Here is a 23,489-nt window from a genome sequence, read left to right on the forward strand (position 1 = left end):
CCTGGCCTGTCAGCCTTGGCCGTAATACGCCCCGGGGCCGTGCTTGCGCAGGAAGTGCTTGTCGAGGAGATGCTGCGGCATCGGCGGCAGCCCCGGCGCCATCTGCAGGCTGAGCAGCGCCATGCGCGCGACGAGTTCGAGCACCGCGGCGTTGTGCACGGCGTCATGCGGCGTCGGCCCCCAGGCGAACGGCCCGTGGTTGGCCACCAGCACCACCGGCATGTTCTTGGGATCGATCCCGCGCTCGCGGAAACACTCGACGATGGCCAGTCCGGTTTCGGCTTCGTACGCCCCGGCGGTCTGCCGTTCGGTCAGTTGCCGCGTACAGGGCACCTCGCCATAGAAATAGTCGGCATGCGTCGTGCCCAGCGCGGGGATGCCCCGGCAGGCCTGTGCCCACACCGTCGCCCACGACGAGTGGGTGTGCACGATGCCGCCGAGCGACGGGAAGTGCCGGTACAACTCGACGTGGGTCGGCAGATCCGACGACGGCCTCAGGCTGCCTTCGATGACCCGCCCGTCGGCGTCGACAACAACCATGTCTTCGACTTTCATGGTTTCGTAGGGAACGCCGCTCGGCTTGATGACGATGGCGCCGGTTTCCGCGTCCTTGCCGCTGACGTTGCCCCAGGTGAAATCGACGAGGCCGAGCTTCGGCAAATCGAGATTGGCTTCGAGGACTTCTCTTTTCAGGTTTTCCAGCATCAGGCATAGCCTCCTTGTTTGAGTCGCTCACCGACCCATTGCCTTGCGTGGGCGATTTCCGCGAGGGGGTCGGCGGCTTTCTCGGTCCACATTTCGATCAGGAACGGCCCCGCGTAATTGAGGTCGCGCAGGGTCTTGAAGCAGTGCACGAAATCGACGGTGCCCTGCCCGAAGGGAATGTCGCGGAAGGCACCGGGAGAGTTCGGGCCGACCGGCAGCGTTTCCTTGACATGGATGCCGACGATGTCGTGAATGCCGAGACGCAGTTCGTGCTCGACATCGTTGCCCCAGGCGGTAAGGTTGCCGAGATCAGGGTAGACCTGCAGCCACGGCGAGGGCAGGCGCTCCTTGAGTGCCATGTACCGGGTGATCGAGTTCATGAACGGCGTGTCCATGATCTCCAGCGCCAAGGTCACCTGAAGGCGCGCGGCCTCCTCCAGCGCGCATTCCATTCCCTCGTAATAGCGCTCGCGCGAGTCTCGCGTCGTCGGTTCGTAATACACGTCATAGCCGGCCAGCTGGATCACCCGGATACCCGTGTCGCTGGCGAAGCGGATGGCTTTGGCCATGAACTCGGCGGCCTGGGCGCGGATCGCCGGGTCGGCGCTGCCGAAGGGTATCTTGCGGTGGCCGGAAAGGCACATCGTCGGCACGGGTACGCCGCATTCGCGCGAGACACGGAAAAAGTCGAGCCGCTCGGCGAGGCTCCAGTCAAGACGCGCCATGCGCTCGGGCGTTTCATCGACGGAGAGTTCCAGGAAGTCGTAACCGGCTGCCCGTGCCGCCTCGAACCGCTCCCGCCAGCCCAGCGCTTTCGGCAGCGCCTTTTCGTAAATACCGATCGGATTTTTCATCGTCGTCATCTGCCAGTTCATGCCACCGCCGGCATTGTATCCAGCCTCCGGGCCAGTTCGCGGAAGGTCGCATATTTCTCGCGATAGCGTGGCGCGGCATGACGATCGGGCTCAAGCCGATCGCCGCTCGGGCACATCGCCGCCATGGCGTCCACGAAGGTCGGATAGACGCCCGAGCCGACCGCCGCCGCCACAGCAGCCCCAAGACAACCGGATTCCTTGACGTTCATCACCTCGACCGGCATCTCGCTGATGTCGGCAACCATCTGCATCCACACCTTGGAGCGCGCCGGCCCGCCGGTCAGGCGCAACACCCGGTCGCGTCCGGACAGGGCCAGGATGCGTTCGAGATGCGCATGCTGTGCGAAACAGATGCCCTCATAGACCGCCTGCACGAGATCCGGCAGGCCATGCGCGTTGGCCAGGCCATAGAACCCCGAAGAAAGGTTATCGCCGAGATTCGAGGCGAACAGATACGGCAGGAACTGGACGGCACTCCCGCCCTTCTTCAGCGACGCCACCATCTCGTCGCAACGGCGGAAGGGTTGCTCGGTCCCGGCCATGAAATTGCGCACGAACCAGTCGAGGTTCGACGCCGACGTCGGACTGCCCTCATGCACGAAGTAGCGCTCCGGGATGCAGTAGCGCCCCCACGTATACGGGTAGTTGTCCCCGACGATCTGCTCGGTTACCCAGGTCGAAATGGTCCAGGTGCCCATCACCACGTTGATCTGGCGCGAATCGGCCAGTCCGGCGCAGACCGCCGCCGAGACCACGTCGAAGAAGCCGCCATAGACCGGCGTCCCCGGCAACAGGCCGGTTTCCTCCGCGGCACGCGGAGAGACGCCAGCGATGCTTTCGGTGGAACCGATCACCGGCGCCGTGCAGGCGGACATTTCCTCGATGCCGAACAGGCGGAGCAACTCGGGCTCGTACGCGCCGCGGTCGACGTTGAAGAGATTGCTGCCGGAAATGTTGGTCACCTCGGCGCCGAACTCGCCGGTAAATTTGTAGCGAATCCAGTCATGCGCCATCAGGACGCGATGGATCCGGCCATAGGACTCGGCCTCGTTCTCCTTCAGCCAGGCCAGCAGGGAGACCGGGTGCCCGGCCCACACTTGCTGGAAGGCGTACGGATACGCGGCCTTGTCGTTCCCTGCCTCCTTCCAGCGTCGGACGATCGGCAACGCCCGATTGTCCGACGAAATGATCCCGTTGCGCACCGGCTCGCCGTCCCGGTCGACGGCGTAGAGCCCCTTGCCGTGCGCGGAGAAGCTGACTCCGCGCACATCCGCCGGTGAAACACCGCTGTCGGCCAGCACCTTGCGCACGGTGGCGCACACGGACTGCCACATCGCCCGCATGTCGCGCTCGCTCCAGCCGATCTGCGGCACGATCGCCGCCTCGGACTGTGCCGCGACTGCCTTCTCCTGTCCATGCTCATCGTACAGCCCGCTCTTGATGACCGTGCCGCCGATATCCACCCCGATGAAATGTGCCACAAACTTCTCCTGTTCCAGTTCCGGATCACTCCGCATCCGGCACGATCAACACCTTGATCGACTCGACTGAATGCGCGCATTCAAACGCAGCCTTCCAGTCGGAGAGTTTATAGCTGTTCGTCACGATGCCCTTGGACGTCGCCAGGCCGCGCTCGAGGAGGTCGATCGCCACCGGGTAGGTGTAGGGCGAGAGGTGCGCGCCCCGGATGTCGAGTTCCTTGCGGTCGCCGACGACAGACCAGTCGGTCGTCGTTTCCTTGCCGAAGACGGAGAACTCGACGAAGCGGCCGAGCTTGCGGATCATTTCCAGGCCCTGCGTGACGCCGACCGGGTTGCCGGTGGCTTCGATATACACGTCGCAGCCGTAGCCGCCGGTGAGCGCCTTGACCTTGGCGATGGCGTCTTCCTTGGCCGGGTTGATGACGATGTCGGCACCGTAGCTCTTGGCGAGTTCAAGACGCTCATCGACCGGATCGACGACGATCAGCTTCTTCGGCGTCTTGAGGTGAGCGACCTGCACCATGAACAGGCCGAGCGGGCCGGCGCCGGCGATGACGACGACGTCCTCGAGACCGATATCGCCACGATTGACCGTGTGGATCGCGCAGGCCAGCGGCTCGATGATCGCTGCATCTTCAGCGGAGAGGCTGTCCGGGATCTTGTGCACGAGCGAGGTGGGCGGGAAGAGCATGTATTCGGACATGCCGCCCTCGGCAACCGTGTTCTGGAAACCGAAGATGTTATGCACTTCGCACATCCAGTACTTGCCGCTCTTGCAGAAGCGGCACTTGCCGCAGGGAACGATCTGTTCGGCGATGACGCGGTCGCCGAGCTTGACGTCGAAGTGTTCGAGCGCGCCTTCACCGGCTTCGACGACCGTGCCGAAGAATTCGTGACCCGGCACGACCGGGGTCTTGACCCACGGATCGATGCCTTCCGGCCCGCCCCAGAACATCGCGGCACCGGCGTGACACTTGTCGTCACCGGCGCAGATGCCGCAGGCGCCGATCGAGATGAGGATTTCGTTGGCCTTGGGTTTCGGGCGGGCGACGGTTTCGAGGCGATAGTCCTGCGGACCGTGGTTGATCAGTGCACGCATTTGGTCGTTGTTGGCACCCATGAGGTTTCTCCTAGTCAATTGGGTAAGTCGTGAATGTGTCGGGGCGTTCGTGGCATGGCACCGCTCCGTGGGGGGTTACGGCGCGGTGACTGCAAATCAGGGTTAGCGACGCTTGTTCCGTTCGCGGCTGATGTAGATCGCGAAGAGGATGATCAAGCCCTTGATGATGTTCTGGACGTAAGGCGACACCCCCATCATGTTCAGGCCGTTGTTCAGTACGCCGAGCATCAAAGCGCCGATGAAGGTGCCGATGATCGAGCCACGGCCGCCGGCGATCGACGTACCGCCCATGACCACCGCCGCGATGGCATCCATCTCGAAACCAACGCCTGAATTCGGCTGGCCGCTCATCAGACGCGAGCTGAGCACCAGGCCGGCCAGCGCACAGGTGAAGCCGCTCAGCGCATAGATGAACAGCTTGTAGCGGGCGACGCGAACGCCGGAAAGGCGAGTTGCTTCTTCGTTGCCGCCGATGGCGTAGATGTAGCGTCCGATCGGTGTCTTGTCGAGCAGGAGGTAGGCGAGGAAGAAGGCGATCAGCATGATGACGACCGGTGTCTGGATGCCGAACACCTTGCCACGACCGAAGAACGCGAACACCTCCGGCAGGCCGTCGATCGGGTAGCCGCCGGTGTAGATGAGGCCGATACCGCGGGCAATCCCCATCGTCGCCAGCGTGACGATGATCGGCGGCATGCCGGCATAGGCCACGAAGAAGCCGTTGAACATGCCAAAGGCGAGGCCGACACCGAGACCCAGTGCGATAGCCGCGTAGGGCGGCACTCCGGCGACCATTGAACCGGCCATCAGCGTTCCCGAGAGCGCCATGACCGCTCCGACGGAGAGATCGATACCGCCGGAGAGAATCGCGCAGGTCATGCCGATGGCGATGATGGCGTTGATCGAGACTTGCCGGGCGATGTTGAGAAAGTTGTCCGCCGAGAAGAAGTTGTCCGTCGTGACGATCATCACCAGGCACACGGCCACCAGGCCGGCGAGCGGGAAGAGGTACGTCGAGCGCTTCATCCGTGTCAGCCAGTTGGCGGGAGCAGTCGACGAGATGCTCGGCTTGGGATTCATCACATTAGTTGCCTGTTGTTGCATAGCGCATTACCTCATTGGAATTGATTTCATCGCCAGCCAGCGTCGCGACGATGGCCCCTTGCCGGAAAACTGCCACGCGATCGCACAAACCGACGATCTCGGGCAACTCCGACGATATGAAAATGATTGCGTACCCCTCGTTGGTCAGCCGGCGCATCAGCATGTAGATTTCTGCCTTGGCGCCGACGTCGATGCCGCGTGTCGGCTCGTCGAAAATCAGCACCTTGCAGTGGTGGTTGAGCCAGCGCGCGATGACGACCTTCTGCTGGTTGCCGCCGGAGAGTTGGCCGACGATCGTCATCGGGTTAGGTGCCTTGACGCCGACTTGCTTCATCATCTCTTCCGTGGTGCTGTACTCAGCCCGCTGGTTGATGAAGGGGCCGGGGCCGAGATATTTTTTCAGGTTGTTGATCGAGATGTTGTCGCGGATCGCAAAGTCGACGACCAGGCCTTCTGTCTTGCGGCTCTCGGGCAAGAGGCCGATGCCGGCTTCGAGCGCTTCCGCCGTGTCCTTCAGCGCGACCTTGTTGTCGCGGAAAAAGACTTCCTTCCGGTAGGCTGGATCGGCGCCGATCACCGCGCGCGCCAGCTCTGAACGCCCCGAGCCGACGAGTCCCGCGAAACCGAGAATCTCACCCTCGTTCAAGGCAAAACTGTTGACCGGCGCACCTTCCGAGAGTTGGACATTACGCGCCTCAAGCACCTTGCGCGGGTTCTCCTGCGGCACGGGCTTGGGCGGAAAGGCTTGTTCCAGACGGCGGCCGACCATCCATTCGACGAGCTTGTCGACGTCGGTATCCTTCACGTCGGTCGTGCCGACGTAGTTGCCGTCGCGCAGCACCGTGATACGGTCGCAGATCTCAAAGATTTCTTCGAGGTGATGCGAGATGAAAACCATCGTCACGCCATGGGCCTTCAGGTCGCGCATGATGCTGAAGAGGTGTTCGGCTTCCGACGGCGTCAGCGTCGCGGTCGGCTCGTCGAGAATCAGGATGCGCGCGTTAAGCGAAAGGGCTTTGGCGATCTCGACGAATTGCTGTTGAGCCACGCTTAGCTGGCAGACCGGCACATCCATGTCGATGTTGATGCCCAGTTTTTCGAAGAGCGCAAGCGCTTCCTTGCGCATCGCGCCTCGGGTCAGGAAGCCGAGCGAATTCGTGTACTCGCGCCCAAGATAGATGTTCTCGACCGCATTGAGATAGGGAATCAGGCTGAATTCCTGAAAGATGATCGAGACTCCCGCGGAAACGGCTTCGTTGTAGCTGGCGAATTTGTGCTCCGTTCCATCCAGGAGGATGCGTCCTTCATCCGGCTGATAAATGCCGCTGAGGATCTTCATCAAGGTCGATTTGCCCGCACCGTTTTCACCGAGCAGGGCATGAATCTCACCTTTGCCTACTGACAAATCGATATTCGTCAGCGCGTTAACTCCCGGAAAGCGCTTCGATATCTGTTCCAGTCGCAAAACCGCGTTCATGCTCATACGTGTTCCATATTCAAGAATTTCCCGGGGACTCCCCGACGCCGGGGCGCCAGGGGAGACAACCATCACCGCAACCGCCTTGCCTGCACCGTCGGGCTTGAGGCTCGACGGTGCGCAGAGAAGCGCTTGTCAGTACGGCGCAATTACCACGCGAAGGTCTTGGCGCCTTCGGCGTCGATCAGCTTGACTTCAACCGGAATGTGAGCCGGAACGTTGGCACCCCATTTCTTGGCGAGCGCCATGCCGATGGCGATGCGGATCTGGTCACGCGGATATTGAGCCGATGTGGCGATGAATTTTGAGCCCGGCTTCTGCATGGCCTTGATCGCTTCCGGGGCGCCGTCGACGCTGGTCAGCTTGATGTCCTTGCCGGACGCTTCGATTGCGGCCAGGGAGCCCATCGCACCACCGTCGTTCACGCTGAAGATGCCCTTCAGGCCCGGGTTGGCCTGGATCATGTTTTCCGTCACGGTGAGCGCCTGGTCACGCTCTTGCTTGCCGTTTTGCGTCGTCACGATCTTGATGCCGGGGTATTTCTTGAGCGCATCCTTACAGCCGCGGACGCGCTCGAGAATCGGCACAACCGGGATACCGTCGAGAATGGCGACATCGCCCTTGCCGCCCAGCGCCTTGCCCATGTATTCGCAGGCCATCACCCCGGCGTCGTAGTTCTTCGAGCCGACGAAGGTGTCGACCGGGCCCTTGGCGTTCGCATCGACGGCGGCGACGACGAGGCCGGTGGCCTTGGCGGATTTCACCGCGCCTTCAACGCCGGTGGAGTCGGTCGGGTTGAGCAGAAGAATGTCGATCTTCTTCTGGATCATGTCTTCAACGTCGCTGATCTGCTTGGCAACATCGTGACGTGCGTCGGTGATGATGACCGTTGCGCCGACCGAAGCAGCGGCTTCTTCCAGAGCCTGCTTCATCGTGACGAAGTAGGGATTGTTGAGTTCCTGGAACGACATACCGATCTTCAGCGGCGCGGCAGATGCCGACATTGCGCCACCGGCGCAGAGCAAAGCACCTACGACCAACGGAAGAACCTTTTTCATGGCTTTCATGGTGAATCCCTCATCTGTTGTTGGAAAAAAAGTTTGACCTCAACGACCTACTGCAAAAACGAACTACTGAAAAACACCTGCACAAAATTCCGGCAAAAGCGCTCCCAGGGGCAGACGCGTTTGTTGGCGCGCTACCCGAAGGCTCTGGAAATTCCGGGACGGGCTCGGGAGCCGGCTGACGTGGTGATGCCCTATGTCGCCGGTGGCGGACGGATCATGAATCTCAAGAAAGCACTCCTTCTTCGGAGAATTCGGACTCAAGAGCGCGATTCAGGCGCCGGAAACGGGCCTGGCGGGAATGAATCTCTTCAGCCCAATCCCGACGCGGGAGAATGGTCGCGGCGATGGGTGGGGCCCCACCCAACTCTGCGACGTCAAGATTTCCGCTCGCGAGACGGGCAAGATGCGCCGCACCGGTGCACGCGGCATCGAAATCCTCCGCGTGAACTACCATCGGCATGTCGCAAACAGTGGCGAGCAGTTCGCACCAGAAACGGTGGCGGCTACCGGCGCCGATCAGCGACGGCGGGCCATCGAGCTTGCTGGTCTCGGCGATGATTTGCAGCCGATCGGCGACACTGAAGGCGATTCCTTCAAGGATCGAATAGGCGAGCGCACCGGCGTCCGTTTTTTCAGTCAGACCGAAAAACGCTCCCGAAGCCCGCTCATCGCTACAGCGCACCCGTGCCTCGCTCAGGCCGGGAAGGAAAATCGGCGCGGCATGCATCTCGCTCTGCCGCGCGGCGTCGAACAACTCTTGCGGCTCATCGACCCTCATCAGGCCGGCACACCATTCGAGGCTCCGCATCCCCGCAGGGAGTCCGCTCTGCTGATGCCACAGCCCCGGGAGACAATGGCACAGGTTGCGCACTGCGCCGTCGGCAACACTCCGGGGAGCCTGTGTCGTGACACAGGCCAGGGTCGTGTGACCGAGCCTGACGAATGCCTCGCCGGCCTTCAACGCCCCAAGACCGACTGCCATCGCCGCCGGGCGGCTGGCGCCTGCTGCGACCGTCACCGGGCAATCGATGCCCCACTCCCGTTGCAAGGACGGCCGCAGCGATGCGGCTGCCGTCGAGCCTTCCTGCAGACGCGGGAGAGTCCCGCGCTTCAGGCCGATCGCCTCGATCACCCGATCCGACCAGTCGCGATGCGTCACGTCAAAGCACAGTGTCGACGAAGCATCCGACATATCGGTAACGAATTCGCCGGTAAGGCAATGGACGATAAAGTCCTTCGGCATCAGCATCCGGGCAATGCTGTCGAAGACCGAGCGCTCCTGCTTCTGCAGCCAGAGCAACTTCGGCGCGCTATAGCGGGGCAAGGCGACATTGCCGGTAATATCGCGCGAATCGACGACCAGCGCCTCGAACTCCACGCATTCGGCGCGAGCGCGGTCGTCGTCGCACAGAATGGCGGGGCGCAATACGCGGTCATGCTTGTCGAGCAGCACGACTCCCTGCGTCTGGCCGGCCACGCCGATCCCGCGCAGTTGCCGGAAGGCTTTGGGCGCTTCGGCACGAATTCCGGCGACGACATCCTGCGTGGCATGCCACCACTCCAGAGGGCTTTGCTCGCACCAGGACGATTGCGGCGCATTGCAGGCTACGCTCATTTCCATGTCGGCAACGACCCGGCCGGAAGAATCGACAAGGATTGCACGCACTCCTGCAATCCCCAGATTGATTCCGAGAAAGAAACCGGACATCGCCTCGTCTCCTTCAGGCTCAAGCCACGCGGGAGAAAATGTTCATCTGGTGCAACGCCCGGAACCGGCTTGGCGGCACACCTTTCTGCGTCAGGAAGTGGCGGTTGAAGTTCGAGACGTTGTTGTAGCCGACACGAAAGCAGATGTCCGCCACGGAAAGGTCGGTGTCGACCAACAGTTCGCATGCGCGGTGGATCCGCATGCGGTTCACATGCTGCACGAAGGACATTCCGGTGTGCTTGCGGAAATAGCGGGAAAAAGTGGTCACGCTCTGCTTGGCCAGATCAGCCACTTCCGCTTCGCGCAGATCGCTGGTCAGGTTCTGGTCAATATACGAAAGAATCTGATTGATGGTCGAGGACATGTATGCGCTGGGATCAAGCGAGAAGCGGTGGCTGGCCAGTTGCCGGCGCTGCCCGTCCTGCACAAGCAGTTCAAGCAGCGCGAGGAACAGCGTGATACGACGAATTCCCGTGGCATGAAGCAACTCCTCCATAAGGGGCCGGGCCATCCGGCCCGTCTCCACAGAGAAGACCACCCCACGCTTCGACTCGGCAATCAGCGCCTCGAACATGCGTAGCTCGGGGAAGGCCATCACGCGCTGGTTGAGGAATTCATCTGAAAACTGGGCGATCAGGTTGCGCCGCTCGACGGCTTTTCCCTCGGGGAGTTCACTGACCCAGTTATGGGGCAGATTAGGGGCCATGAACACAAGATTGCCTGGCTCGAAGCGGCCGACGAAATCGCCGACGAAATATTGCCCGGACGTTTCGGTGATCAGCTGGATTTCGAATTCCGGATGAAAATGCCAGCGGACTGTCCGGAACGGATAGCCATGCCCCCACACCTTGAACGATTCGTGCTGTGCAACATCGACCACTTCCAGATCCGGTTTCATTCGTACCCCTCTCTTGAATCGGCCGTTCGGCCTGTCGGACTCGCGTGCTCCGTCTTGCGGAACCGGGTCGTTTTGTTGTGGTGCGACTTTATGACGGGAAAACAGGCTTTTCAACCACGAGGAGAACCGCGCGTTGATACTATTTTGCCGCCCGTGGAGTCGAACTGCCGGGCAGCGTCACCCCCATCACGAACTCACCTGTTTCGCATACAACTTAACCAGCGGCCACTGCCTCCGGCTCACCGGCAGGCGTTCGGGGATACCATGCAACAGCGCCTGCCACTGCGCCTCCTCGCCAGCACATTTCTCGAAGCCGGCGATGGCGTCCCGGGCGACCAGTACGCTGCGATGCTAACGAATGAAACACCAAAGAATTCGCGCTCGAGGTGAGCCAGTAACTCATCCGGCAGATACTAGCGCACCACCGTTAACGCCGTCACGCACTTCAGGTCAAACACAAGGCGGTGCAACGCCCAGCGGACACGCCGGTTTTTACGTGCCGCCACCCGACGCTGAGCACAAACCCGCGAGAGCAGGGAATCATGGCATTGAGTTCGAGGGCCTGAGACGCATGACAATGCGTAGGCCGTCACGAAGATGATGGCAGACTGACTTTCCAGCCGCCCGAGGCGGCGAGCAAAGGCTACAGGAAACGTGCCCGACTCGCCGGAGGGGTGGATGTAAACGTCATAACCCAAGGGCTCATGTGACGAAATACATTGCAGCTTCGTTAATCTCCCTGTTCGCTGCAACAATAATGTCCCGCTGTTCCTCATGCAGGACGTGCACATTGCTCGGCCCGACGCCTTCATCTATGAGCACGGCGTCGAGCCGTAGCGGGCTCGTGCTGGTCGCATGGACGTAGAAGAGCTGCTGTTTGCCCCGACGACACCCACCAACAAAAACGGGCTTCCCGGCCAGCGTCGTCCCAACGACGACGTGGTAGAACTCGGTGACTTCCGGATGTTCGAAAATCTTCTCGAATTTACCGCCAATCTTCTTGTACACCCGAAAATACGACCCATGAAATGACTCGATCGTGGCAAATTCGAGCTCACCATCGCCATCGATGTCTATCGCGGAAATGTCGCTGATCGGCCAATCCATGAACTGCCGTACACTCCATTCACCATTTGGCGATGAGGGCGGCGTAACTTCGAATGCGCCTTCCTCACACGTCACCAGCCCACGCATCACCCCATCTTGAACGAGACGGCTGTATCCATGATTTTTGGTCAGCCCCTTCTTCAGGACCCTTACCTCAAGCGCCCCAGGACCGGTATATTCGCCGACCCAGATCTGCCCGGGATGTGCCCAGTCGGCGATGGATTCCTTCTTCGTCGCCAGGGTGCATCCGATGAAATAGTGCCGGCCACCGACGGTCAGAAGATCGAAGCGGTGAACATAGGGGAGATCCAGGACATCCGTTACCGCGTATCCGCCGGACTCCAGCGGACTCACATGGACGATTTTGGCCCCATCCCACTGATACATCCGGTAGAACTTCTGCACGGCGAGAAATTCCCCGTTGGTTCCGGGAATCGGGACGATCGACATTGTCCCGCCGGGCCCCTCCCAGACCACGTGACACTCGTCGTAGTCAGCCCCTGACCACGCCAAGCATGGCCCTTTGGCTTCCGAGGCAAGCAGGATATTGGTCTTGCCGTCGATCATCAGGCTGTTGACGGCATAGCAGCTGTCCAGCGTGGCGAGTCGATGTTTCGTAATGTTCATTTCCCGTCCTTCACTGAACCCTGATGCCCTGCTCGTCGATATAGTCGCGGATGATGCCTTCGATGTCCTTGTCGCCGACAAACCCGAGCTTGAGCGCGCGTTCGGTGGAATACCACGCTGGCCATGTCTTGACGATGGCCTGAACACGCGCATCCGGTTTCCATTCGACGAGATCCGCCACCTTGTCGCCGGCCAGCTTGCGCAGAGCACTGACCATCTCGTTAACCGAGGTAGTGATGCCAGGAAGGTTGAGCACGCGATTGAGCCCCCACGCCGAAGATGGCAAGTCGTGGGCGTGAATGAAGGCGTCGACCACCTTGCCCGGCGACAGTATCCACACGCATGTCTCCGGATCCACAGGACATGGGGAAACCACTCCGGCCAGCGGTTCGCGGATGATGCCGCTGGCGAACGATGACGCCGCCAGATTGGGTTTGCCCGCACGAACCGAAATCGTCGGAAGGCGGATCGAGCGCCCGTCGATGAAGCCCTTGCGGTTGTAGTCGGTGGTCAGATACTCACAGCACACCTTCTGCGCACCATAGGAAGTCTGCGGATTCGGCGTGGTGGAATCGGTCACGACGTCCGGCAGATCTCCGCCGAACGCCGCGCAGGTACTGGCAAACACATAGCGCGGTGGGTGCGCTTGGGTACGGCAGCTTTCCAGCAATGCGCGTGTTCCGTCCATATTGACCTTGTAGCCAAGCTCAAAATCCGCTTCCGCGCCGCCGCTCACCACCGAGGCGAGGTGAAAGACCGACTCTGTGTTGCCCCCCATGACCTCCTTGAGTAGCTCTTTGTCGGTCAAATCGCCTTTGACGCATTTCAGGCGAGGGTCGGTCTGTAGCGGGAACGCCATGTCGAGCAATACGATCTGCGAAATGCTTTTCTGATTGCCGTCGGCATCGGCGAGTGTCCCTCGTTCAAGCAGCGCCTGCGCCAATCGATAGCCGATGAATCCACCGCCACCAGTAATTAATACTTTCATTTTTTTCTCCTAAGAAAAGACAAAATATGCAAATGTCATCACAACAAGCCGCACAAAAGTCGCCACGCTGTCGCGTGGCGACCGAAAGGCCGTATCACAAGCCCAGAATGCCGGGAATAAACAGTGTTATCGAAGGAATGAACGTAATCATCAGCATCACCATGAAAATCACGGCATAAAAAGGCGCCGATGACCGAACCAATTTATCCATCGGAATGTTGCATATGGACGAGATGCTGAACAGGCAGACCCCGTATGGGGGTGTCACCAACCCGAGAGCAAAACCGCACACCATGATGACCAGAAAATGCGTCGGGTCGATACCCATGCTGACCGCCACCGGCAGAAAAAGTGGTGCAAAGATAATGGTGGCAGGCCCCGCATCCAGCGTCATGCCGATGATCAACAGGAAGATGTTGATCAGGATCAGGAAGCCGACGGTACCGCCCGGCACGCCTGCCAGGAGTTCGGCCATGAACTTCGGCACGTTTTCAAAAGCGATGATCCAATTGGCCATGGCACTCGACGTAGCGATGAACAGGATCGCCGAGGTCAGGACTGCCGTACTCTTGGACGCCTCCACGAGATCGGACCATTTCAAACGCCGGAACACCAGCATATCGACGAAAAGAATGTACAGCACCGCCACCAACGCTCCCTCGGTTGGCGTCACGACACCGGAAAAGATGCTCCCCAGAATAATGAGTGGCGCGACCAGGGCAGTCCAGCAGGTAGTCAGCTTGCGGAACACGTTTTTCACCGAAAACGGGATGCTGGTGCCATATCCGCGCCTTTTCGAAATCACGTAATTCGGCACGAACAACAAGGCGGTAATCAGAATCCCCGGCAAAATTCCTCCCGCCAGGGCCCGGCCCACGGACTGTAACGTCGACGCCGCAGCCAGGACGATTAGGATACTGGGGGGGATGATGACAGCCAGGCACGAAGCCGTAAGCGTCAGGCCGGCCGCGTAATCTTTCGGGTACCCATCGTTGACCATGCGCGGAACCATGATGGTGCCAAACGTTGCCGTATCGGCCAGCGACGAACCGGAAATCCCTCCGAAGATCATGCTCCCGGTAATCGTCGCCGCACCGAGACCACCCTTTGCCCAGCCGACCAGGGATGTCGTGAAATCGATCAGATTCCGCCCCATGGTCCCCCGTTCCATCAGGTTTCCTGCCAGGATGAACAGCGGGACGGCAAGCAGGACAAATGAAGTGGATGCCTCGCTGAACATCTGCGGGATGATCATCATGTTCGGTACCGGCTGGTAGATCAGCATGACGAGAATGGCCGAGAGTCCCAGCGACACGGCAATCGATGTCCCCAAAAGCAGGAAGACAACGGCAAGAACCAGCATTGTGATACTCATCACCGGCATGATCACACTCCTCCTTCGCTGCCATAGGAGGCGAAATACTTTGTCTCCTTGTCAGTAAAAATCCGGTATTCCTTGATACACAACCTGATGATGGTCGCCACACAACCAATCAGGATCGGCAAACGTACCCAGAACATGCTGATCTGCAGAATGGTGGATTTGGCTCCCAGGACAAGGTAATAGTCGAGAACCTGCATCGTAAACGCTGCCAACAACACCAGATAAGCAATGAAGATCGCGTTGTTGAGCAAGACCACGATTTTCTGGATCCGGTGCGGCAACCGGCGGACCACGAGGTCAAAACTGACATGCGCTCCACTGATGATGCCTACGCTGATATTCAGCCAGATCAACGCCCCCAGCAGCATTTCACTAACTTCCAGCGTCCAGGAAATTGTGTTTCCGGGCAGGACCCGGCTCATGATTTGCAGGAAAACGACAATCAGGATAACGAACAGAAGTAAATAACCAACGGTCCCGTCCAGATTTTTCAGGAAAGTCAAAACCCTTTTCACATCAACACACCCTTTCTACCAGACGTGGGAACGCTGGCGAGCGGCAACAACTCACAGTGAATTAACTGAAGAAGGGCGGGGCGGCGAACGCCCCGCCCATTCCGGGTCTATTTCCGTTGCTTGACGATCTCGTCCTGATAGGACTTCCAGTCTGCTGCTCCGACCACCTTCTCGAAATCCGCGTATACCGGCGCCATCATCTTGGCAAACGCTTGCTTTCCGGCGTCATCCATGTCATAAAACTTGACACCCGCCTTTTCCATGTTCTTGCGTGACGTAACCTGGTATGTCGTATCTTCGTTGATGTTGACCTTGACCCACTCCTGCCCGGCCTTCTTGAAAATCGACTGCTCATCGGGGGTCAGCTTGTCCCAGATGGCCTTGTTGATGACCACCAGGGAAGCATCGCCAATGTAGTTCCAGATGGTCATGAATTTGGCCACTTCGTGGGTTTTGAAGTCATAGACGACCGGCACCGAATTGTCCTCACCCACGACCGTTCCCAATTGAATCGCCGAGTAAATTTCACCGGAAGACATTGGTACGGGTTTCGCACCCATCGACTCGAAGATTTTCACGAACATGGGGTTCTGGGGAACCCGGAACTTCATGCCGCTGATGTCAGCGGGCGTCTTGACCAATTTGGTTTTGTTGATGAGCTGGCGGAATGGCCGCGGCGCGATGGCCATCACCACGAGATTCTTTTCCTCGAACTTCTTCAGCCACTTCTGGAGGACAGGCGGGTTGGCCTGAAGAAACCGGTCAAGGTGATCAAAATCCTGGAACAAGAAGGGCAGGTTGATTCCACCCAACTCCGGAACAATTGACGCAAGCGCCGTGACGCTTTCAATGGCGATGCCATTCGTTCCTGCCTGCGTCTGCTCGAACATGACCCGCCAGTTCTTCTGGTTCAACACACCGTTGCCGAAGACATCAACCTTGAACTTGCCTTTAGCCTCCTTGTTGATCGTGTCTGCCATCACAAGTGCCCCTTTCTGCCAGGGACTCTCGAGAGAAGATGTATGCGACACCGAAATCTTGATCGGATCAGCTGCCTGCGACGGCGCGGCCAACATACAAAGCATCAATGCAGAAACAATACTGAACGTACGTTTGATCATTTCAACTCCCCAGTCTAATGGTTGTTTGGCATTCAGTTCGGTTCCCCCCGCAAATCGCCAGCGGTTAAAAACCTGTACTGATTTTCAGCAGGTACCCCCATCATTACAATTCATAGTTTCTTATATCCTGATAACCATAGGTAATTGCAGTGATTAACTCCCTCAATCTGATCGCCAACCGCCTACGGATGCGCCACTTGAGATTGCTGATGGTCATCGATGAGCACGGATCGCTACGTAAAGCAGCCGAGGTGATGTCACTGACTCAGCCAGCGTTAACCAAGTGTCTGCATGAAATCGAGGAACTGGTTGGCGAACCGTTGTTCGCAAGAACCCCCAAGGGCATCAAGCCAAATACGTTTGGAGACGCGCTGATTCGCTACGCCCGCCTCGTACACACCGACCTGGGTGGCTTGCACAAAGAATTGACCGCGCTCAAATCTGGCAGTCTGGGCAACGTGCATATCGGTGGAATCCAAGCTCTTTCCAACAGCCTGCTACCCTCAACCGTCGCCTTCTTGAAGAAGGAACATCCATTACTCGGGATTACCGTAGAGATCGAAACGAGCGATCAGCTTATAAAATCGCTGGAGCAGGACGAGATCGACATCGTCATCGCGCGCATCCCCGAGGGCTATCCGTCCGAAAACCTGGATTTTGTACCCTTTGGCGCTGAGGTCATTGTCCCTGTCGCTCGTTCTGATCATCCTGAAATGCACAATAGCGAAATAACGCTAGAAACATTGAAGAAATATTGCTGGGTAATCCAGTCACAACCCGCCCCGCTTCGGATGATTTTTCATCAACTGTTTCTGGATGCCAGGACAAGCATTCCGACCAGTACGATAGAGACGTCATCAACGCTACTATCGTTAGCCTTGCTGAAAGAGTCAGACATGGTCTCGTTACAACCGGTATCGCTGATCAACTACTACGAAAGCATGGGAATCATCGGACGGCTACCGATTTCCCTGTCAATTCATATGAATTCCTATGGTCTGATAACCAGAAGAAACAGAATCCCGACTGCTGCAATGCAGGTGGCCAAGCAAGCATTCATGGAGCACGCGCTTGCAAGCAACGCTCAAAGTAGCCTTGGCGCCCCAGCAGGGACTCGATAAAACTACGGCAGACTTCTCTCGGAAAACAGGAACCCTGCATCTGCCTTACGAACTCACGTGCCTCGCATACGACTTGACCAGCGGCCATTGCCGTCTGCTGACCGGCAACCTTTCGGGGATGCCACGCAACAGCGCCTGCCACTGCGCCTCCACCTCCTCGCCGCCACACTTCTCGAAACCGGCAATCGCATCGCGAGCCACCAGCACGCTGCGATGCAGGCGGATGAAGCGCTCGGAGAACTCCTGTTCAAGATGTGCCAGCGACTCGTCCAGCAGGTACTCGCGCACAGCCGTCCGCGCCATCACGTACTTCTGGTCGGCCTTGAGATAGAGAATGTCGTGTACCGAAATCAGCAGCATGCGGCCGCGCTCGTTGCAGGAGAGGTGGCTTCGCGCCCCTTGCTGCAGTTCGGCCAGAACCTGTTGCGGCGCAGGCCGACTGCTCCGGACTTTCTGCAGCGCAGCCGCCAGCCGCGGAGAACGGACCGGCTTGACCAGGTAGTCGATGGCATTGAGTTCGAAAGCCTGGACCGCATAGCTGTCGTAGGCGGTCACGAAGATGATGGCCGGCGGATTTTCCAGCCGTCCGACGTGGCGAGCCAGTTCAATGCCGTCCATCTTCGGCATGCGAATGTCGACCAGCATCACGTCCGGCCGGCGCTCCTTCAGCGACTCGGCGGCGACGACACCGTTGCTGGCCTCGGCAATCACCTCGTTCGGTACCTCGACGGCGATATCGGCCAGCAGGTCGCGCAGACGCACGCGCGCCAAGGTTTCGTCATCAACGATCAGCACGGAGAGGGTCGGCGACTGGCTTGCGGTCATGATTTCCGGCACGGCAGGGTGATATGCACTCGGTATTCCCTGATTCCTTCGGGAGAAATGGCTTCGCCCGCCTCCAAGCGAGCTTCGAGATCATAGTACAACGTCAAGCGTTCACGAATATTCGCCAGCGCCATGTGATTGCCTTTCACCGAATCTCCACCGCACGGATTGGCGAGGTCGATGTGCAGTTCGTCGCCGCGGCGGGAAAAGGCGATGCGCACGGTACCGGGCTCACCGGACGGTTCGATGCCGTGATAGACGGCGTTTTCGAGCAGCGGCTGCAACATCAGCGGCGGCACCTTTACATCGGCCGGCACGTCGCTCACCTCCCACGCCACCCTCAGCCGGTCGCCAAGCCGAAGTTTCTCCAGTTCGAGGTACTGGCGACAAAGCGCAATTTCGTCGCCGAGCGGCAGCAACTCGCGATGATCACGCATCAGCACCCGGAATAGATCCGCCAGTTCTTCCAGCGCCGACTCGGCCCGCTGCGGATCGGACCGGATCAGCGACAGTACGGCGTTCAGGCTGTTGAACAGAAAATGCGGCCGGATGCGCGCCGTCAGCGCCTGCAGCCGCGCTTCGTTCACCGCCGGGGCCAAGCCGCGCGCGCGCAAGTCGAAATAGAACAACATCCCCGCCGCAGCGAAGCCGCCGAGCAGGCCGGCACGGGCGACACGCAAGCCACCTCCTTCGTCGAACCCCATGAAGTGCCAGTAATCGACCAGCAGCATCGATGTCACGGCCGAGAGAAGGCACACGGCCAGTTGTCCGTAATACGCCGGCAGCTGGCGAATTGCCTTGGCGAGCAGCGCCAGCAGGCACAGGTTGAGCAACAACAGCGGCTGCACCGAAGCCGCCACGTCGACGTAGCGCTGCACCCAGTCGCCAAGATCACGGCCCTGCACCAACGCCGCCACCAGCGCGAACAGGTTGACGCCCAGCAGGATGCGCAGCATCACGCCGAGATTGCGGAAATCCGGAAGCGGCTGGCCTGCGAGGTTATGCTTTATACTTGCCATCTCTTCGAGTGGAGCCTGTCCAGGTTCCCGAATTCTAGCCCAAGCCCTTGCTTTCATCATGAACCCCACCACACCTTCGTCGCCCTCGCAGTACACTTGGGCCGGCCGTTTTTCCGAGCCGATGTCCGATCTCGTCAAACGTTATACCGCCTCCGTCGATTTCGACCAGCGCATGTGGCGGCAGGATATCCGCGGCTCGCTGGCGCACGCCAGAATGCTTGCCCGGCAAGGCATCATCTCCGCGGCCGACCTCGCCGACATCGAGCGCGGCATGGCGCAGGTCGTTGCAGAGATTGAAGCCGGCGCCTTCGAATGGTCGCTCGACCTCGAGGACGTCCATCTCAATATCGAGAAGCGCCTGACCACGCTCGTCGGCGATGCCGGCAAGCGCCTGCACACCGGCCGTTCGCGCAACGACCAGGTCGCCACCGACATCCGTCTCTATCTGCGCGACGCGATCGACGACATCCTGGCGCTGCTCAAGAATTTCCAGGGCAGTCTGCTCGATCTCGCCGAACGTGAAGCGGCGACGCCGATGCCCGGGTTCACCCATCTGCAGGTGGCGCAACCGATCACCTTCGGCCACCATCTGCTGGCCTGGTTCGAGATGACCCGGCGCGACGCCGAACGTTTCGCCGACGTAAGAAAACGCACCAATCGCCTGCCGTTGGGCGCCGCCGCCCTGGCCGGCACCACCTACCCGATCGACCGCGAATTCGTCGCCGCCGAACTCGGCTTCGAGGGTGTCTGCGAGAATTCGCTCGACGCCGTTTCCGACCGCGACTTCGCCATCGAATTCTGCGCGGCAGCTTCCCTGCTGATGATGCACATTTCGCGCATGTCCGAAGAACTGGTGCTGTGGATGAATCCGCGCTTCGGTTTCGTGAAGATCGCTGACCGCTTCTGCACCGGCAGTTCGATCATGCCGCAGAAGAAAAACCCCGACGTGCCCGAACTCGCCCGCGGCAAGACCGGGCGTGTCTATGGCCACCTGACCGCGCTGCTAACACTGATGAAGGGCCAGCCGCTGGCCTACAACAAGGACAATCAGGAAGACAAGGAACCGCTGTTCGATGCCGTAGACACCGTTACCGACACGCTGCGCATCTACGCCGACATGATTCCCGGCATCTCGGCTCGCCCCGATAACATGCGCGACGCCCTGCGCCAGGGCTTCGCCACGGCGACCGATCTCGCCGACTATCTGGTGCGCAAGGGACTGCCGTTCCGCGACGCGCACGAAGCCGTCGGCATCGCCGTGCGCCGTGCCGAGGAACTGGGTGTCGACCTGCCGGAACTGCCGCTCGACGTCCTCAAGAGCTTCTCGCCGCTGGTCGGCGACGATGTTTTCTCGGTACTGACCGTCGAAGGTTCACTGGCTTCGCGCAAGCACGTCGGCGGCACCGCCCCGGAACAGGTCAAATCCGCCATCGCCCGCGCCCGTCAGCGTATGTAGCCCTCGGCGATGAACAGGATCGGGAAATACGATCTCGTCCGCGTCCTCGGCAGCGGCGCGACCTCCACGGTCTATCTGGGCCATGACCCGTTCGCGCAGCGCCAGGTCGCCATCAAGGTCGCCTTTCCCGAAATTCTCCGCCACCCGGAGCGTGGCCGGCTATACACCCACCTATTCATGAACGAGGCGTCGCTGGTCGGCAGGCTGGCGCACCCGCACATCGTGCAGATCTACGACGCGGTGGTTGCCGAGGAACTCTGTTACATCGTCATGGAGTACGTTCAGGGCGGCACGCTGGAAGAATGCTGCAAGGAAGACAAACTCCTGCCGGCCGAGCGCGTTGTGGAGATCGCCTTCAAATGCACGCGCGCGCTCGATTTCGCGCACCGCATCGGCGTCACGCATCGTGACATCAAGCCGGCAAACATCCTGTTCGTCGGCGACGACCCCGCCAGCGGAGACATCAAGATTTCCGACTTCGGCGCGGCGATCGTCGACCACCCGGACCGCACGCAGGTCTCCGGCGTCGGCTCGCCGGCCTACATGTCGCCGGAGCAGGTACGCGAGCTGACGCTCGACCACCGCACCGACATCTACTCGCTCGGCGTGGTCATGTACCAGTTGCTCACCGGGCAACTCCCCTTCCAGGCGAGCAACAACTACAACATCGTCTACCAGATCATCAATACCGAGCCGACGCCCCCGTCGCGGCTACGCAAGCAACTGCCGAAGGTGCTGGACACGATCGTCGCCCGTGCCATGCACAAGGATGTCGATGCGCGCTATCCATCCTGGGAGGAATTCGCCCACGATCTCGCCAACGCCTTCCGGCAGGAAAAAGGAAGCGCCACGAACGTCCTCTCCGAATCGGAGAGATTCGACACCTTGCGGCGACTGAGCTTTTTCGAGGACTTCTCCGACGTCGAACTGTGGGAAGTCCTGCGCTTCGCCCACTGGAGCAGCGTCCCTCCCGACCAAATCGTGATGCGGGACGGCGACAGCGGCGACTTCTTCTGCTTTCTCGTTGACGGAGAACTCAAGGTCACCAAGAACGGCAGGATGCTCAACCTGCTGACCATCGGCGATTGTTTCGGCGAGATGGCCGTCATCAGCAAAAGCATGCAGACCCGCGGCGCCGACATTGCCGCGCTGTCCGCATCGACGATCGTCACCGTCGAAGGCGACGCTCTGCGCCGGGCGTCGGAAAGCTGCCGCATGCATTTCTACCAGGCGTTCCTGGAGGTGATGGTCAGCCGACTCGCGCTGGCCAACGCCCGCCTGGCTGCGCTTTAGCGCCAGTTCGCGCGACTCAGTGGCCGCACCACGGGGAAACCCCGTCGCGACCACGCAGATCGGGACGTTGCTGCGTCGTCCGCACCCTGCCGGTCGTCGCATCGAAAAGCACATCGAAATACGCCTGCCGGTTCCAGCTATCACAGAAGAGCCACGACCAGACCAGTTCGTCACGCGCCTTGAAATAAGCGATGTTCTGTGGAGACACGGGGCCGAGCAGGCGCAGAACACTGACCAGATCGCTTTCGCCGCTCCGGATGCGGCCGAAATGCTCCATGTCGAGCACTTTCTCGATCCGTTCGAGCCTGCCGTCCGGCGCGATGAACACCATGAAGGTCTGTGTTCCCGCGGGCCCGCGCGGATAAGCCAGTTGCTCGCGCCCATCGGGATCCTTCCAGGTCATCGCCGGAATGCCCATCGACGCAATCACTTCCGGTAACGAGGAATCACCCGGCTTCAGGTTGCTGCCACCATACCCCGCACAGCCGGAGAGGAACGCTGCGACCAGACATCCGGCCATCAGTTTCCTGAAAGAGGACAACGCAAAATGGGACATATCGAATTCCTGAGACAACACCAAGGACGGAAATTCTACACGCGCGCTTTCCGCTTGCATCCTTGCGGAACACGAGCACGATACAAAAACAATAACTAATCATTTAATGAAAAAACTTTAACTTTTAATAACACAACAAGCCATCTAAACTGCGTCCAGACCAACATAACGCTCGTTCCCCACGACTGAATCAACAATGCCGAAAGAGAATCCAAGCTCGCGCAACCCCCTGCAAGCGGTCATCTTCGACGTCGACGGCACACTGGCGGAAACCGAGCGCAACGGCCATCGCGTCGCGTTCAACCATGCCTTTGCCGAATTCGGGATGAACTGGCACTGGACGCCCGATGAATACGCGACGCTTCTCGGCATCGCAGGCGGAAAGGAGCGAATGCGCCACTACGCGGCCCGCTACGCCCCGCACCTGTTGCAGCAACGCAGCTTTGCCGACCAGGTGGCTCGCGTGTATCGCAGGAAAAGCGAAATTTATTCGTACATCGCGCTGGCCGGCAGCATCCCTCTGCGCCCGGGCGTTCGCCGGCTGATAGACGAACTGCACGCAGCAGGCGTCCGTCTGGCCATCGCCACGACGACGGCGCCGGCCAGCCTGAACAGCCTGATCGTGGCAAACTTCGGCTGCCCCATGGAATCGCTGTTCGAAGTCATCGGCGCCGGCGATCAGGTTCCAAACAAGAAGCCGGCACCGGACATCTATGCCTGGGTGCTGGAAAAGCTGGGATTGGCCGCGAACGCCTGCCTCGCCATCGAAGACACCCATATCGGCCTGAACGCCGCGCGTTCCGCCGGCCTGCCGGCAATCGTCACGCCAAGCGAATACTCCTCCGGAGAAAACTTCTCCGGCGCGCTGACGGTGGTCGCGGATCTGGGCGAGCCGGACGCACCGGCACGCCACGTCGCCGGACACCCTCTCACTGAAACGCACGTCAATCTGCATCAGCTTCGAACCTGGCATGACTGGCACGTCGGTGCCCGGATATGCTAGAAAACGTCACAGGAAAACAGACTCACTCAACGGAGATCA

At 59.8% G+C, this 23,489-nt stretch carries 21 protein-coding genes; 4 read left to right on the forward strand and 17 right to left on the reverse strand.

The features are described from left to right. Positions 1-9 precede the first annotated feature (9 nt). The 14 genes from BO74_RS01090 to BO74_RS01155 all read right to left on the reverse strand — a co-directional run bounded on the left by BO74_RS01090 (position 10) and on the right by BO74_RS01155 (position 16,177). Positions 10-705, reverse strand: a complete 696-nt coding sequence (locus BO74_RS01090) for an L-ribulose-5-phosphate 4-epimerase (RefSeq protein ID WP_496439390.1) — start codon at positions 703-705, stop codon at positions 10-12. Further along, positions 705-1,580: an L-ribulose-5-phosphate 3-epimerase gene (locus tag BO74_RS01095; RefSeq protein WP_496439391.1), complete on the reverse strand. Its 876-nt coding sequence runs from the start codon at positions 1,578-1,580 to the stop codon at positions 705-707. Before BO74_RS01095 ends, BO74_RS01090 begins: the two co-directional genes overlap by 1 nt. Then, on the reverse strand, positions 1,577-3,061 hold the full coding sequence (locus tag BO74_RS01100; protein ID WP_496439393.1) for an FGGY-family carbohydrate kinase: 1,485 nt from the start codon (positions 3,059-3,061) through the stop codon (positions 1,577-1,579). The genes BO74_RS01095 and BO74_RS01100 overlap by 4 nt, the downstream gene beginning before the upstream one ends. Before the next feature lie 25 nt (positions 3,062-3,086). Next, entirely contained in the window at positions 3,087-4,181 is a 1,095-nt protein-coding gene (locus tag BO74_RS01105) for a zinc-binding dehydrogenase (protein ID WP_496439394.1), read from the reverse strand. 102 nt (positions 4,182-4,283) lie between these two features. After that, positions 4,284-5,261 carry an ABC transporter permease gene (locus BO74_RS01110; RefSeq protein WP_496439395.1) on the reverse strand — a complete coding sequence of 326 codons (978 nt, stop codon included), beginning with the start codon at positions 5,259-5,261 and terminating at the stop codon, positions 4,284-4,286. Positions 5,262-5,265: 4 nt separating this feature from the next. Then, entirely contained in the window at positions 5,266-6,768 is a 1,503-nt protein-coding gene (locus BO74_RS01115; protein ID WP_496439397.1) for a sugar ABC transporter ATP-binding protein, read from the reverse strand. Between the two features lie 143 nt (positions 6,769-6,911). Next, positions 6,912-7,829: an ABC transporter substrate-binding protein gene (locus tag BO74_RS01120; protein WP_496439399.1), complete on the reverse strand. Its 918-nt coding sequence runs from the start codon at positions 7,827-7,829 to the stop codon at positions 6,912-6,914. Positions 7,830-8,052: 223 nt separating this feature from the next. Continuing rightward, positions 8,053-9,537 carry a xylulokinase gene (locus BO74_RS01125; RefSeq protein WP_496439400.1) on the reverse strand — a complete coding sequence of 495 codons (1,485 nt, stop codon included), beginning with the start codon at positions 9,535-9,537 and terminating at the stop codon, positions 8,053-8,055. A gap of 19 nt (positions 9,538-9,556) precedes the next feature. After that, positions 9,557-10,549, reverse strand: a complete 993-nt coding sequence (locus BO74_RS01130; protein ID WP_496439402.1) for a helix-turn-helix domain-containing protein — start codon at positions 10,547-10,549, stop codon at positions 9,557-9,559. Between the two features lie 588 nt (positions 10,550-11,137). After that, the gene (locus tag BO74_RS01135) at positions 11,138-12,169 is read right to left on the reverse strand and encodes a hypothetical protein (protein WP_496439403.1); all 1,032 of its coding nucleotides are present in this window, start codon (positions 12,167-12,169) and stop codon (positions 11,138-11,140) included. A gap of 10 nt (positions 12,170-12,179) precedes the next feature. Beyond that, a complete protein-coding gene (gene denD, locus BO74_RS01140) occupies positions 12,180-13,157 on the reverse strand; it encodes a D-erythronate dehydrogenase (RefSeq protein ID WP_496439405.1) in 978 nt (325 codons plus the stop codon). Positions 13,158-13,251: 94 nt separating this feature from the next. Then, positions 13,252-14,541: a TRAP transporter large permease gene (locus BO74_RS01145; RefSeq protein WP_496439467.1), complete on the reverse strand. Its 1,290-nt coding sequence runs from the start codon at positions 14,539-14,541 to the stop codon at positions 13,252-13,254. A 2-nt stretch (positions 14,542-14,543) separates the two neighbouring features. Then, entirely contained in the window at positions 14,544-15,044 is a 501-nt protein-coding gene (locus BO74_RS01150) for a TRAP transporter small permease (protein WP_496439406.1), read from the reverse strand. 119 nt (positions 15,045-15,163) lie between these two features. Next, the gene (locus BO74_RS01155) at positions 15,164-16,177 is read right to left on the reverse strand and encodes a TRAP transporter substrate-binding protein (protein WP_496439407.1); all 1,014 of its coding nucleotides are present in this window, start codon (positions 16,175-16,177) and stop codon (positions 15,164-15,166) included. A 149-nt stretch (positions 16,178-16,326) separates the two neighbouring features. Here BO74_RS01155 and BO74_RS01160 point away from each other — a divergent pair, with 149 nt between their 5' ends. Next, the gene (locus BO74_RS01160) at positions 16,327-17,298 is read left to right on the forward strand and encodes a LysR family transcriptional regulator (protein ID WP_496439409.1); all 972 of its coding nucleotides are present in this window, start codon (positions 16,327-16,329) and stop codon (positions 17,296-17,298) included. A gap of 45 nt (positions 17,299-17,343) precedes the next feature. Here BO74_RS01160 and BO74_RS01165 read toward each other — a convergent pair whose 3' ends face one another. Further along, positions 17,344-18,123 carry a LytR/AlgR family response regulator transcription factor gene (locus tag BO74_RS01165; RefSeq protein WP_496439410.1) on the reverse strand — a complete coding sequence of 260 codons (780 nt, stop codon included), beginning with the start codon at positions 18,121-18,123 and terminating at the stop codon, positions 17,344-17,346. Next, the gene (locus BO74_RS01170; protein WP_496439412.1) at positions 18,120-19,142 is read right to left on the reverse strand and encodes a sensor histidine kinase; all 1,023 of its coding nucleotides are present in this window, start codon (positions 19,140-19,142) and stop codon (positions 18,120-18,122) included. Before BO74_RS01170 ends, BO74_RS01165 begins: the two co-directional genes overlap by 4 nt. 58 nt (positions 19,143-19,200) lie before the next feature. Here BO74_RS01170 and argH point away from each other — a divergent pair, with 58 nt between their 5' ends. Beyond that, complete coding sequence (argH, locus tag BO74_RS01175; RefSeq protein WP_496439413.1) at positions 19,201-20,598, forward strand: argininosuccinate lyase; 1,398 nt, start codon at positions 19,201-19,203, stop codon at positions 20,596-20,598. A 9-nt stretch (positions 20,599-20,607) separates the two neighbouring features. Then, positions 20,608-21,891: a protein kinase domain-containing protein gene (locus BO74_RS01180; RefSeq protein ID WP_496439414.1), complete on the forward strand. Its 1,284-nt coding sequence runs from the start codon at positions 20,608-20,610 to the stop codon at positions 21,889-21,891. Positions 21,892-21,907: 16 nt separating this feature from the next. On the opposite strand, the gene BO74_RS01185 is transcribed toward BO74_RS01180, so the two are convergent. After that, positions 21,908-22,447 (reverse strand): hypothetical protein, encoded by a 540-nt coding sequence (locus BO74_RS01185; RefSeq protein WP_496439415.1) that lies wholly within the window; start codon positions 22,445-22,447, stop codon positions 21,908-21,910. 196 nt (positions 22,448-22,643) lie between these two features. Here BO74_RS01185 and BO74_RS01190 point away from each other — a divergent pair, with 196 nt between their 5' ends. Next, entirely contained in the window at positions 22,644-23,450 is an 807-nt protein-coding gene (locus BO74_RS01190; protein ID WP_496439416.1) for an HAD-IA family hydrolase, read from the forward strand. Positions 23,451-23,489: the final 39 nt, after the last annotated feature.

Source organism: Propionivibrio pelophilus DSM 12018, from assembly GCF_059569095.1.